The organism is Laspinema olomoucense D3b (assembly GCF_025370785.1).
GTDB classification, from domain to species: domain Bacteria; phylum Cyanobacteriota; class Cyanobacteriia; order Cyanobacteriales; family Laspinemataceae; genus Laspinema; species Laspinema olomoucense.
Map to the genome: position 1 here is coordinate 66,734 of NZ_JAMXFA010000011.1, position 13,478 is coordinate 80,211.

Here is a 13,478-nt window from a genome sequence, read left to right on the forward strand (position 1 = left end):
GTGATAGCACGCTTGCATTACCATCCTAGCGGAAGAGCGATCGCGAGAGGAAAGTCCCCGCTTGTGGTACTGCTGCTGAGTAGTTGGGAAGAGTTCCCTGGGTTGAAAACCACGGGAGGCATTGTTCCATACAATTGCAACGGTCGGGCGATCGCCATAACAAAGTCACCAAACGCACCAAGCGCTGTAACTCCCACGAAAACACCGGGAGATCGACTCACTCTAACATTTTCTGAGCCTCTATCTTCCCAATTGCTCCCGAGGCGATCGACTATTTTAACCCCCACAGGTTATCGGGTCCTCCCACTAACTGTTGAAGTAGGAAAAGATTAGACTAGCGACCCTTCCAAACCCAAGTAGGAATTGCTCGGTACAGAATCGGCAAAAGTGGCACAACTCATCCCCAGGGCGTCGGTATAGTATTCAATTAAAGAAGACTGGTCCTCGGTTTTTGGAGCAGATTTGTTGCTGATTAGCAGTGGATTGTCAAGAAACCCGGTTGTCTTTCCTCTACTGTACTGAGGCGCTGGGGGAGGGTATTTTAAACTGGCAATGGTTGGATGATTCCCCGGTAGGGGCAAGGCGATCGCCGAGTTGCAACTCCGATGACTTTTAGGAGTTTCCCTCCTGACGGACTGGACCAATTTGGGTCCCCTCGGGTCTGGGGAATGGCGATGGGATTCTGAAGGAGCCAAGTAGGGTCATAATAAGTCGGAATTAGGTATTAAGAGAGCCGATGAACGTTGGAATTGTTGGTCTGGGTTTAATTGGAGGTTCCTTAGCTTTGGATTTGCGATCGCGAGGTCACCACATTTTAGGGGTGTCCCGTCGCCTCCAAACTTGCCAGGAAGCTGTAACGCGCCAAATCGTAGATGAGGCAGATGTAGAGATGACCCTGATGGCAAACGCCGAAGTGGTATTTATATGCACGCCGATCGCGGCGATCGCATGGACAGTAGAACGACTTGTTCCCCATCTCAACCCTACCGCTATCATAACGGATGTAGGTTCCGTGAAAATGCCGGTAGTCAAAGCGGTTACTCCCTTATGGCGGAACTTTGTCCCGGCGCACCCAATGGCGGGGACAGCAGAAAGCGGACTGGATGCAGCAGTGCGGGATTTATTTATCGGACGTCCTTATGTGATTACTCCCACGGAGCACACCCCCGCTGTAGCCGTAGAAACGGTGACCGAGTTGGCTCGTTCCCTGGGGTCCCAGGTCTACCAATGCAGCCCGGAAGACCATGATTGCGCTGTCGCTTGGATTTCTCATTTGCCGGTGTTCGTTTCGGCAAGTTTGATATCCGCCTGTATGAGGGAACCTGCGGGTAATCGCCTGAAGTTAGCGCAACAGCTTGCCAGTAGTGGCTTTCGAGATACCAGCCGAGTCGGTGGGGGCAATCCCGAGTTAGGGGTGATGATGGCGCAGTACAACCGGGGGGAAGTGTTGCGATCGCTTTATGCCTATCGAGAGCAACTGGACCAGTTCATCGGGGCGATCGAGGCAGAAGACTGGAATGCTTTGACCCCGGCCCTAGAACAGACCCAAAAACATCGCCCCTTCTTTGTGGGAACCCCAGACAGCCAGAAGCATTCGCCCTAACTAGACTCAGGTTCAAACCTAGACCGTTAAGGACCCGAGTGCAGTAGAAATTCCCGGTTCTTTCTTTGAGGGAGTCGTCTCAGAATGACTGAAAATAAGTACAATAGGAAAAAGAAGCTACCTGATTATTCGAGTTGATTAAAGCGTCCAGGCACCGAGCTAGGGGTCAGTTACCCAAGTCAGTCCCTCGAACTGACCCGAACGGGCCAGGTTTGAGGCCCACCCAGCCTAACTGGATCGAGTTCCTAACCCGGGCGATCGCAATAGGATGGGCACAGACGGCAACCAGACCATCCCCTAAAACCCGTCGGACGATCCTTCAATCCTTAGTTAAAATCCCCTTTCCCACCTAACTTTTGTTCGCCCCCTGTTTCAGAATCCGAGCTTTTGTCCATTTCTCGCTACGATATCCTCCCTCGGCGAGGGCGACATTTAATTTGGATTGGTACATTGCGAGCAATATTGACGGGTTTTCAAGCTACACTGTCAAATTAAATCGGTAGTCATCAACCCCGAGGTGGAACAGTTCAACTCAAGCCATGCATTATGGAAACAATCATCAACCCCATCCCGGTCCCACCCTCACTTTGGGGAACTGGTGCGATCGCCGGGGCCTTCTCGCTTTGGTGAGAAATACGATTTAGCAATTGAAAAATTATTTGCTCAGGAGAAGCCACCTATGCTACACCGCAAGATTTATCAATTCTGTTGCGATGGTCGTGAAGTCAGTATTTTCTTGCGGGATCAGCAACGTTGGATTGACGGTGTTCGCATTCTGGACATCGAAGGAGATTTAGTCACCATCCGCTATGAAACCGATGAAGAAGATGAACTCTCTTCCTGGGAAGAGATGTTTCGCCTGGAAAGCATCGGTGCCGTTAGCCAAAAAATTGCCTGCGTTTCGCGAGGTAATGTGGAGCCTTTGGTATCAGATGACTGTCCCGAAGCCGAACAAATTCCTAAACGCTCTCCCGACTTGAATCAAGAATAATCTCAACAGTCGGTTTTGCCTTGAATCCTAACGGTTCCAAGTCACCAGGCGATCGCTGATGTTCAGCAGTACAATAAACCGGGTTTCTCTACAACCCTATCAACCATCTATTGAGGTCATACCCCTTAACGGGTAGGAAACCGGGTTTCTTCTCCCCTCCCCCTCCGCCGGACCGAGGCGATCGCTAAAAACCCTTAGAACAACAAATTGTTAACTATAGCCTTGAATTCCAAAGTGGTATTCAAGGCTATGATTTTGGACCTAATGCCTCACCCTACCTCCGCTGTTTACTTGCTTCGGCTAGGGCTTATGAATCGGGCGGCGAGACAGGTGGAACCATCGCCGCTTCAAACGCTGGACAATAGCCATCGGGAGTCACCTTAAACCCAAATAAAGGGGAAATCTGATTCCAACACCGCTGTCCTCGATAATAGCGACAGTTTCCGCAACATTCTATATTCGCATGGACTCGGGCAGCACTCCCTTGGGAGAGCAATTCTCGTTGAGAGAGCCCACGCACCACTAATTCCTCCCCCTGCCAACGCGCTTCGATTAAGCCGGTATCTGAAAACTTCTGCCAACGGGGATCCAAGGCTAAAGTTTGGGACAGGGAAAGGGTGACGCTGCCTTGATGTTCCGTGAGTTCTCCTGGATAAATTTCAGCCGGGGTCGCCGGTTGCAAGATTGTCTCGCCGATGGGCAGTTCTACGAGACTCCCTGCTTCGGGAGTATGTAAGTGATAACGGTTGCGGAGTTCATCCAAGTTGGTCAAGTCCGCTAGATAGGCGGGGGAACCGTGGATGAAGACAACGTGCTGGGGATGTAAGTTATGAATTAATTGGGTGGTGCTATTGCCGTCACAATGTTGAGCGAGTAGATAGGTTTCTACGGTAAAGCGGGACTCGGGGAGATGGGCAAATAAGGACTCAGGGGCATAGCGCTGAGGTTGTCCCGGATATTCGGGAAGCAAAATCAACCAGGGTTGGCGATCGCCTACATCAAACGCGGTGAGGTTGCTGCTTAATTCCGTCAGGAGGACACAAGGACTCTTATACAGTTCGGAACGGTGTTCGGAGGATAAGCGACGTACCCTCGGACGGATCCGTTCATCCCAAAATAGGGGTTGATGGCGGGCAAAGTTTTGCACTGAGGCGGGAAGTTGTGGGAGGAGCTCTAAATAAATATCACAAGCATCGGCAACGCTTCCCTCGACCCAAATATCCAGATCTCGCCCGGTGAATTGGTGATGACTCCGCAGCAGCATCAGGATTTCTTGACCTAAACCCACGGTGGGGGTGGGAAGTAGGACGGATTGACCCTGAGCGATCGCCCTTTCGATGCGTTCAGCGAGTTGGTTTTCCTGCGATCGGCGATGGGGAAATCGCGAGGTCCCATAACTGCCTTCGACAATCAGCACGTCTGGATCTAATCCCCGCAGTTCATCTAGGGGCAATCCTTCCACTAAGCGGGAATTGGAGAGGAAAAAATCTCCCGTATAAAGCAGCGTATAGGGTCGGGGCGGTTGTGGCGATCGCCCCGATGGGGTGGGGGTATAGCTCAGTAAAATAGCCGCTGCCCCGGGTAAATGTCCTGCCGGAAATAATTCAGCGGTCAATCCGTCCAGAAATTCGACCGGAGTGCGCCAGGGTAAAGCTTGACAAAATCTTAAGCGATCGCGCTCTCCCTCGGGCCAGTTCAGGGGGAGTAGTTCTGTGGTGACTTCGCTGGCATAAATCGGTAATTGTGGGAAGGCTTGATGTAGGGACCATAAACCCCGGGCATGATCGGCATGAGCATGAGACACCAGCACTAAATCTGCCGGTAAGGAGCCAGGGCCACTGCCCTTGTTCTCTAAACCCGCTTGCAATGGCGAGATATCTCTGATGCCACAGTCCAGGAGGATGCGATAGGGTCCCATCCGCACCTGTAGGGATACTCCCTCATCACCATGACCGACACTGTAGGGTAAACATTCAAGCTGATCCATTTACGCTGAGCATACCTGAACATCGCGACTCAAGTCTGGAATGATAGCGGATGAAGGGGTTATGATTCTACCCCAGGTCCTCTGTCTCAAGGGGTTGCTGTTCCACTCGGGGGAGACCGGAATCCCTGGGACCTTTCTCGGGTTGGACGGATCAAGGCGATCGCGCGGGTCCGTTTTGCCGAACAGTCCTTCGGGACCTAGCAACTTTACAGCATCTTGTTTCCAGCCCTGTCCGGGTTCGAGCTTAGGATAAATTCTCATAATCGAAAACCCAGATGAGGCAAGTGCTTTACACACCAGGCTACGGGATAAGGCTGAATTCTTTTCTGTCGAGATAGATCTGTTACTCAGGTGAATCGCCTCCTAGAACCGATTGAATTTCTGGATATTAATCCACTGACCAAATCCGATGACTTAGATTTGATGCTACCAAGGAAGGGGATCATCCTCAAATCCTTTTTTGCTCTCCTCCTTTGGCAATGGGGTCTCTCCATCAGGTTTTCCTGGACAGATGGGGCAACCGTGGGGCGATCGCTCCCTTTGACGTAAATTGGTCAGGGCTTTGTCAAGAAATCCTATCCTAGAGCATCGCTACAGTAGAGATGAAACACGGGGTTGCTTGACCAAATCTCTGTGAATAAAGCCACTTTCTTAAGGACAGAACCGGGTTTGTGGTCCGATTGATCTCTTCTCTATCGGGAAGGCCCAGGCTAGTGAAACTGAAAGAATAAGTAAAGTTTGGCAACAAAAGTGAGCAACTGGCTATTAAATCAAGTTAATATTCAGAGGGTTGCTGTCAGACCCTCATGGTCCTCGGCATAAAGACTCGCAACGGGCCGGTTCCTTTCGATGGCAATGGGGAATGAAATTATCGGCCTAACCTGGATGCTTTGCATGAGGGAGGGGGATTTCCCACTGGATCCGTTAGCTCAATTGAAATTCTAGCATTTCTACTTTCTTTACTATGGGTGAAGCAAAACGTCGCAAGTCAACGCTGGGAGATATGTATGGCAAAGAACCCAGAATCGTGCCTTGGTTGCCGATTACTAAAAGTCAATCAGAACAGTTTGTGAAGTGGACCGTCCAAGGAAGTTGGCTAGGCATTGGTTTTTTGATTGTGGCTTGGTTAACCGTTCGCTTCATTGGCCCTGCAATTGGTTGGTGGGAAGTGAACTAAATTGGCCTTTTCAACCTAATTTAGGGGCGATGTAACGCTGAATCTCAGTAGGGAGTTGCATCCCGCGATGCCCACGGGTATCGAGGCTAACGGGGTCCTTACCCCGCTTAGACAATCCGAGGATTGACAATCTCTGAAACAATTTTCTAATCACTCTGATAAGAATTTCCTATTCTTATGGGCGATCGTCGTAGGTAAGCCACCCTCCATAGGTTGTAGGGAATTCTGGGTTAATCCGGGCTAGTAACTGCACTCCGGAAACCCCCAGAATTCTCCTGAATCTATGACCTATCTGACTCTCAAGTGTCGTAACGGATACCTCCTTTCAAGGATGAATCACGTTAAGTTAGTGGCATCCCTTCCCTTGGCGTTTACAATTGGATTACCATTGGACAGAGTAAGCCCTAGATATTATATCGGCTCCAGGAGGAGGTCAAATCTAAAAAAAACATTAAAAAGTTCTAAAATGTGGTGTGGTGATAGGAGAAAGTAAGTGTTTATCAGACTCGCCGAACAGCACCGACAATTTGTCAAGGATCTCGTCATGAACCTGCAAGCCCTAGCGATCGTGCTAGAGCGTCGGGGTTACCTGGCATCTTGCTATACCTGCGGGGGCCAAATGAATAGCGCCTCCTTTATGGTGAGCCTAGGAGAAGATCACTTGATTCGATTTTTGGTGTCGGATTATGGGATTACCTGGACAGAAATGCGCGACGATCGCGAATTAATGAAATTAGAGGGCGCAGAAGCGATCGCCCAGCTTCAGGAACTCGCCAACCTGGTCAAATGTCAGATGAAAGCTATTCCCGACCAGCCCGATCTGGCAGTGGAAGACGTCAATGAGCAACTCGTGTAGCAACACGGGTCTGAGGCTCGCCCTTGAAGGGAACCCGATATCTCAATCTCCTGGTGGTCGATCAGGAGAACATCGGGTTTACGATAAGAGAGCGGGCTAATTTTTTTGGGGCTGAAAAATGTTAGGCTGAAAGAACGGAACGACAAACGCCACGGTAACGAGCGCTCCTGGGGTTTATCTGGCTTCAATTGGCGTTTCGCGATCCACACAGCCAGCTTGCAAAAAAAATATGACTGCCCTAGAAGCTAATTGGGAACATCATTATATTGAAACAAACCGGATCCGCTTGCACTGCGTGTCCCAAGGAGAAGGGGAACTCGTTCTCCTCTTGCACGGATTTCCCGAATTTTGGTATTCCTGGCGCTATCAAATCCCGGCGCTTTCTCGCTATTTTAAGGTAGTCGTCCCGGATCTGCGCGGCTATAACGATTCGGATAAGCCAGACAGCGGCTACGATCTGGATACGTTAAGTGCAGATATCAAAGGTTTAATTGAGAGTTTAGGATATGTCAAGGCTCATATCGTGGGTCATGATTGGGGAGGCGCGATCGCCTGGCACCTCGCCGAACGCTTTCCCAATTGTCTCGATCGCTTGGCAATTTTGAATGCACCCCACCCCCAACAGTGGTTACAGGCAATGGGAAGCAATGTGGATCAACTCCGCCGCAGTTGGTATGTCCTGGCATTTCAGGTTCCAGGAGTCCCGGAGTGGTTGATTCAGCAGAATTTAAAAGATTTTGTCAAAAAGATGTTCCAGGAACAAGCGATCCGTAAAGGGGCTTTTACCTCGGAACTGACTAAGATTTATCAGGAAGCATTGGAAAAACCGGGAGTGCTCTCTTCGGCGATTAATTATTATCGCCAACTGATGTCTCCTTTCAATTGGGTTCAAAATTTGGGGCGATCGCCCCATTATGTCACCGCACCCACCTTGGTATTGTGGGGGGAAGAAGATTCGTTTTTGAGCAATAAGTTAACCGATGGATTCGATCGCTTAATTAAAGCGCCGTTTCAACTCAAATTGGTTCCCCACTGTGGTCACTGGATCCAGCAGGAAGTCCCCCATCTCGTGAATCGAGAATTGCTCTCCTTCTTGCGCGCCACATCCCATCGAGGGCGCTTGATTGGGAAGATCAAAGAATGATGGAGGATGGGGAAGATGGGGAGGATGGGGAAGATGGGGAGGATGGGGAGGATGGGGAGGATGGGGAGGATGGGGAGGATGGGGAGGATGGGGAGGATGGGGAGGATGGGGAAGATGGGGAGGATGGGGAAGATGGGGAAGATGGGGAGGATGGTGGATAACGACTGAAGTCATTACTACGAACATCTCCCCCACCTCCCCTATCTCCCCTATCTCCCCTATCTCCCCCACCTCCCCCATCTCCCCTATCTCCCCCACCTCCCCTATCTCCCCCACCTCCCCCACCTCCCCCATCTCCCCCACCTCCCCTATCTCCCCCATCTCCCCCACCTCCCCTATCTCCCCTATCTCCCCCACCTCCCCCATCTCCCCCACCTCCCCTATCTCCCCCACCTCCCCCATCTCCCCCACCTCCTCCATCCCTCATGCACAGTTTCATCCCTCCCGAGCGTTTTTTTGCCTATCTGAGTTGGACGGATATTGCGGCGATGCCGGATAAAGGGAATGTTGTGGTGATTCAACCTTTGGGGGCGATCGAACAACATGGTCCTCATTTGCCTGTGATTGTGGATAGTGCAATTAGTATGGCGGTTTTAGGAAAAGCTTTGGAACAATTGAGTCCTGAAATTCCAGCCTATGCTTTGCCGCCGTTATATTATGGAAAATCTAATGAGCATGGCAATTTTCCGGGGACGATTAGTTTGAGTATTCAGACCCTTTTATCGACCTTAATGGAAATTGGGGAGAGTCTTTATCGGGCGGGATTTAGAAAATTAGTTTTCATGAATTCTCATGGCGGTCAACCGCAAGTGGTGGAAATTGCGGCTCAGGATTTAACGGTAAAGTATCCCGATTTGATGGTTTTTCCGCTGTTTACTTGGCGAGTTCCCAATGAGAGTAAAGCGCTTATTTCTGAAAAAGAGCGGAGGTTGGGAATGCACGCGGGGGATGCAGAAACGAGCTTAATGTTAGCAGTTTTACCGGACTGGGTGAAGATGGAAAAGGCTGTGGAGGAATATCCCCCGGAACGTCCGGAAGGGAGTTTATTAGGAACAAAAGGGCCATTAACCTTTGCCTGGTTAACCCATCAAATTAGTAAGAGTGGGGTGGTAGGGGATGGGAGGGCGGCGACAAAAGAGAAGGGCGATCGCATTTGGGAATCCTTAGCCCAAGGTTGGGTAGAAGTGATTCAAGAGGTATATGAATTTCGCCCTTGATGAGGGCTTCATTCAGGGAAAAAGTGAAGGATAAGTGAACCTGTTGACCTCTCCACCTCACTTTTTTTTAAACTCTCTAAAATTTAGAGGGATTGGGTAACTGAAATCCTCAATCGGTCCATAACGACGTTCGTGGCCTTTTTATGGGTGTCCCGCAGATGGATTAAGTAAAGTTCAAACAAGTCTAAATTTGAACAAAAAGTGATATTGCACAGAACGGCTAAGGGGTGATTTGACACGGGTCAGATTGCAGCGGATGAAACAGTTAGAGACAAAAAATTTTTTCTATTGTTCCCTTCTTATAATTTTTCCAATAAAGATGGACAGTTGGCCCAGTATAAGTCAAAATCAATGGGCGGACTTTTAGAGGAGAATTATGCGGATTTTGCTGGGTGGACTGTTAGCCAGCTTTGTATTATGGGCATTTCCAGTATGGGGACAAATTTCCGAGTCCCAAGTAGTGGCATTGGTGGAAGCACTGCGTTTGGTCACCTCCAATGCATCGGGGAGAGATGATGGACTTGAGAGTGCCTGGAATATCAAACCGGCAAATATTAGAAGGTGGTCAACGCTTTGTATTGGGGAGGAATTAACCCCGGAACAATTTAATTCGGATCGGATGAAGGCGCAAAATATTTTAGTCTGCGTGATGGAGGACGTATTGCGGGCGGAGTATCCGCGCAGTGGCAACGATGAAGAAATCGCCGTGCGTCGTGCTGCGGCTTGGTGGGTATCCGGTGATGGGAACTTGTACGATCGCGGTGAGTTTGGTGACTATACTCAGCAGGTCCTCCAACTCTATCAAAATCTTCGCGCCCAGCCCAGTGATTTTCTCCCCACTCGCACTGCTAAAACCCTCAAATAAGCAACGGTTTCTGAAAGGATTGCGATCGCCCGAACTCCTCACACCCTTACAAACGCGATCCCAAACAGAACCCCTGCGGGAAGAGGGGAAATTTTTGTCCCTCCATCAAACAACACTGCTGAAAACTTAGCCCCTCAACCCCAATCTACACCGCTATGAACTGAGTACCCAACTCGGCAAACAGTTTAAAACTTCCTCAGTCTGGACTTCGAGGGGTTGTTTGAGGGGAATGATAATGGCGAATTCTGTGCCTTCTCCGGGTTGAGAGAAACAGAGTAGCTGTCCCCCATGCTTTTCGACTACGATTTGGTAACTAATGGACAATCCCAGTCCAGTCCCTTTCCCCACAGGTTTGGTGGTAAAGAAGGGGTCAAATAGTTGCTTTTGCAAGGGTTCTGGAATTCCATACCCATTATCACGAATGCGAATCATCACGAAGGAGGTCCGGGGGATTGTTCCCGGTATCGCAGCACAAACTTCGGAAGGCTGGGGGGTGATGCAGCCGCAGGATTTCAAAGCAGAGTAGCGATCGCCACCAGATAAATCCCTGACTTGCTCCCGATTTGGCGTTCCCAGGCTGCTGCGGGCGATCGCCCGTTTCCAGTCTCCCGTGATGAGTTCGGTTCTAATCTCTATTTTCCCAACTTTGTCCGGCCCTTCTTCCACCGCATCGATCGCATTGCTGAGGATATTCATAAACACTTGATTCAGGGAAGAGGCATAGCATTCTATCTGGGGCAACTCATTATATTCTTTGACAATTTCGATGGGAAATGCTCCGGAGCTAGACTTTAAGCGATGTTGTAAAATCAACAGGGTACTGTCAATCCCTTCATGAATATCCACAGGTTTCATCTGCGCTTCATCCAGTCGAGAAAAATTTCGCAGACTCTGCACAATTTCATGAATTCGTTCGGTTCCCAGCAACATTGAAGAGAGCAAGCTGGGAAAATCTGACCGGATAAAATCGAGTTCGATCTCTTCCATTCGTTCGAGAATTGCTGGGTTAGGCTCAGGATAATGCTGCTGATACAAATCAATCAGACTGACTAAAGCGTCGCTATATTGGTGGGCATATTCCAGATTACCATGAATAAAGTTAACGGGGTTATTCACCTCATGGGCAATCCCGGCTACCATCTGCCCTAAACCGGACATTTTTTCACTTTGAATCAATTGGGTTTGAGTATATTGCAGTTCTTCTAGGGTGCGTTGGAGTTGTTCGGCTTGGGCTTGAGCTTCTTGGGCAACAGTCTGACTGGTTTCATACATTTCAGCGTGTTCGATCCCGATCGCCAGTTGATTCGCCACCGCCTCCAACAATTCCACCTCGCGATCGCTCCAAGGTCTGGTGATCCCACAACTCCCGGCGGCGATCGCTCCGATTTCCCCCGATCGCGTCTGGATCGGTAAAGCCACAATCGAATTCAATCCTCCCTGCCCACAAAACTCGCGCATTTGAAAATCTCTAATATTCTCCACCTGATCAACTCGGACCGTTTCTCGGCCAATCAACTGTTCCCCAAAAGAACCAATTTCGTCAGCACAATAGTACCCCAACAAACTCGCACATCTCTCGCTGCGGGCTTCTTTCACCACTTCCCAAGCTGGAAGTGCAGCATGGGGACGATACCACATAAAAAAGCAGCGATCGATATCCAGAAGACTGCGGATCTCGCTCACTGCCGTCTCTAAAATCGTATCCAAATCTAGAGAGTACCGAATCTGAGTGGCTAACCGAAACAACAATGCCTCCCGGCGACTTTCTTCTAACTTCGATTCATGCAGGAGGGCATTTTCTAGGGCTGAGGCAGCTTGAGAGGCGAGCATGGTTAACAATTTCAAATCCCCCGCCTCATAACTATGCGCTTCCACGGTACTGACCGAAATCGCCCCAATAGCGCGATCATTCGTCTTCAAAGGAACCGCCATCAGGGATTTTACCCGGATTTCATCCGCAGCTTTCCTCGGGTCGCTACTAACTTCGTTAACAATTTCTCCCATTCCCGAGGCAATCACTTGCCCGACAATTCCCTCTCCCACCTTAAGATTAACGGGTTCCTCTCCCCCTTGTCCAAACTGGGCTAACGTTTCAAGCTCTCCGGTACTCGGATTGAGTAATCTGATTGCTCCCCTACTGGACTTCATCAGCCTCTGGGCTTCATCCAGCACCACTTTAGCCACTTCCTTAATATCCAAACAGGCGGTTAATTTTTGAGAAATATTGTACAGCAGGGTAATTTCTCGATATTTATCTAACGCCTCATGAGCCAGTTGCTTTTTCTCTTGCTCTTTTTTCGCCAAATAAGTCAGTAACTTCCCCAGAGATTTTGCTCCCTCCCCTCCTCGGACCCAACCCAAGACTTCTCCAGAAAGCTCAATAGGATAGCTTTCTGCTTCTTCCTGGGTTTGGGTGCCTAAGGGGATCTCTCCTTCTGCATCCCATATCGTGCAGCCTTGACACTGAACCGCCCTCAAGAGTGGGACCAAAATCTCCCTAACTTCTGACTTTAGCAGAAGCCGCCTGAGATTAATTTTAAAAAGTTGAGTGCTTCCTTTCATCCGAGTTCCCTCTAGCTATCTAATTTTATAAAAGATTGGACTCTTATTATTGTATGGATCTGATTCCCTAGGAATTTATTTCACACTCTGAAGGAAAATCTTTTTTCTAATCTCGCTTTTCCCTGCCCTTGAGGAAGCCGTTAATTTTTCGCGGCTCCTAATGCGCGGCGTTCTACCTGGCTTTCAGTTCTGCGGAGAATAAAAACATTCCGCTTTCGAGTCCCACCCTATCCGAACTCTAGGCATTTCTTTGAGGAAGCTACTGGCAATGCACCCGCTCTATTTTATCGGAAATCAGGGATCCCCGACTCTTTATGGATTGTTTGGATGGAATACCAACAGGTCCGGAAGTCACTCAATCCTTCTGAATTGGTTAAACCCTCATTCAATATTAGCATCTACCATAAGGTAGAGATGTTTATGTAATGGGTTGGTCTACCGCTAGTCTCCCTAAAGTGCTTCTGGGGATTTTTTAGGTTTTTTCTGGACCTGCGATCGCAGGCTTTTCCGGTTCTAACTTGAGAGTTAACTTTTTAACTGGCTCACTCTGGAAAACCTCCTCTCTTTTTTAAAATTTATCTCTCGATCGCCCCATTTTGTTCAGGCTACCCACCCCTGATTATGTTTATACAATAGCGTATCTTTTTTAAAAGTGCCAACCGCCGAATTACGGAGATTGTTTTATAAAAAGACCGTATAAATACGGAAAGGGTGAGGGAAGAGGATACGGAGATTTCTGGGTGAGAAAGCGCTTTGAGGTAAATAAAATCGGGATTTTGGCACAAAAAGCGATATAGGGTGAGGATAAACTGGTTAAGACGGGAGGAGGCTGGTCGGGTCTTCTCTTCTTATATAAATTAAGATAAAATGGCCCAATGGTTCACGGTAAACAGAAACGCCCCAAAAAATAACCTCACCACCACTAAGGCGATCGCCGGACCATCAGCAACATTCCCGTGATAGCTGGCATACATCCCCAACCGACAAGAAATAGAGCCAATCACTGCGCCACCTATGAGCATTTCATGTAACTCTTTTCCACATAGATAAACCGTCCGACTCGGACTGATGTCCTG

At 49.2% G+C, this 13,478-nt stretch carries 13 protein-coding genes; 9 read left to right on the plus strand and 4 right to left on the minus strand.

Annotation, left to right across the window (positions count from 1 at the left end):
* Positions 1 to 17: 17 nt before the first annotated feature.
* Entirely contained in the window at positions 18 to 287 is a 270-nt protein-coding gene (locus tag NG792_RS10280; RefSeq protein ID WP_261235379.1) for a hypothetical protein, read from the minus strand.
* Positions 288 to 478: 191 nt separating this feature from the next.
* On the opposite strand from NG792_RS10280, the gene NG792_RS10285 reads away from it, so the two are divergent.
* The 3 genes from NG792_RS10285 (at position 479) to NG792_RS10295 (ending at position 2,594) form a co-directional block, all read left to right on the plus strand.
* A complete protein-coding gene (locus NG792_RS10285; protein WP_261198821.1) occupies positions 479 to 616 on the plus strand; it encodes a hypothetical protein in 138 nt (45 codons plus the stop codon).
* A 120-nt stretch (positions 617 to 736) separates the two neighbouring features.
* Positions 737 to 1,603, plus strand: coding sequence for a prephenate/arogenate dehydrogenase (locus NG792_RS10290; protein WP_261198820.1), 867 nt, complete (start codon positions 737 to 739; stop codon positions 1,601 to 1,603).
* 679 nt (positions 1,604 to 2,282) lie between these two features.
* A complete protein-coding gene (locus NG792_RS10295; RefSeq protein WP_015149556.1) occupies positions 2,283 to 2,594 on the plus strand; it encodes a DUF6679 family protein in 312 nt (103 codons plus the stop codon).
* Positions 2,595 to 2,901: 307 nt separating this feature from the next.
* On the opposite strand, the gene NG792_RS10300 is transcribed toward NG792_RS10295, so the two are convergent.
* Positions 2,902 to 4,581 (minus strand): MBL fold metallo-hydrolase, encoded by a 1,680-nt coding sequence (locus NG792_RS10300; RefSeq protein ID WP_261235380.1) that lies wholly within the window; start codon positions 4,579 to 4,581, stop codon positions 2,902 to 2,904.
* A gap of 964 nt (positions 4,582 to 5,545) precedes the next feature.
* Between NG792_RS10300 and NG792_RS10305 the strand changes: the two genes are divergently transcribed.
* The 6 genes from NG792_RS10305 to NG792_RS10330 all read left to right on the plus strand — a co-directional run bounded on the left by NG792_RS10305 (position 5,546) and on the right by NG792_RS10330 (position 9,840).
* Complete coding sequence (locus NG792_RS10305) at positions 5,546 to 5,758, plus strand: DUF2839 domain-containing protein (protein WP_261198818.1); 213 nt, start codon at positions 5,546 to 5,548, stop codon at positions 5,756 to 5,758.
* Between the two features lie 493 nt (positions 5,759 to 6,251).
* Positions 6,252 to 6,614, plus strand: coding sequence for a DUF1815 family protein (locus NG792_RS10310; RefSeq protein WP_261198817.1), 363 nt, complete (start codon positions 6,252 to 6,254; stop codon positions 6,612 to 6,614).
* A gap of 229 nt (positions 6,615 to 6,843) precedes the next feature.
* Positions 6,844 to 7,758, plus strand: coding sequence for an alpha/beta fold hydrolase (locus NG792_RS10315; RefSeq protein WP_261235381.1), 915 nt, complete (start codon positions 6,844 to 6,846; stop codon positions 7,756 to 7,758).
* Complete coding sequence (locus tag NG792_RS10320; RefSeq protein WP_261198815.1) at positions 7,755 to 7,919, plus strand: hypothetical protein; 165 nt, start codon at positions 7,755 to 7,757, stop codon at positions 7,917 to 7,919. The genes NG792_RS10315 and NG792_RS10320 overlap by 4 nt, the downstream gene beginning before the upstream one ends.
* 264 nt (positions 7,920 to 8,183) lie before the next feature.
* Positions 8,184 to 8,975 carry a creatininase family protein gene (locus NG792_RS10325; protein WP_261235382.1) on the plus strand — a complete coding sequence of 264 codons (792 nt, stop codon included), beginning with the start codon at positions 8,184 to 8,186 and terminating at the stop codon, positions 8,973 to 8,975.
* A 376-nt stretch (positions 8,976 to 9,351) separates the two neighbouring features.
* Positions 9,352 to 9,840 carry a hypothetical protein gene (locus tag NG792_RS10330; RefSeq protein WP_261235383.1) on the plus strand — a complete coding sequence of 163 codons (489 nt, stop codon included), beginning with the start codon at positions 9,352 to 9,354 and terminating at the stop codon, positions 9,838 to 9,840.
* A 153-nt stretch (positions 9,841 to 9,993) separates the two neighbouring features.
* On the opposite strand, the gene NG792_RS10335 is transcribed toward NG792_RS10330, so the two are convergent.
* A complete protein-coding gene (locus tag NG792_RS10335; RefSeq protein WP_317619501.1) occupies positions 9,994 to 12,402 on the minus strand; it encodes a GAF domain-containing sensor histidine kinase in 2,409 nt (802 codons plus the stop codon).
* An 857-nt stretch (positions 12,403 to 13,259) separates the two neighbouring features.
* A complete protein-coding gene (locus NG792_RS10345) occupies positions 13,260 to 13,472 on the minus strand; it encodes a metal ABC transporter permease (RefSeq protein ID WP_261198897.1) in 213 nt (70 codons plus the stop codon).
* Positions 13,473 to 13,478 lie beyond the last annotated feature (6 nt).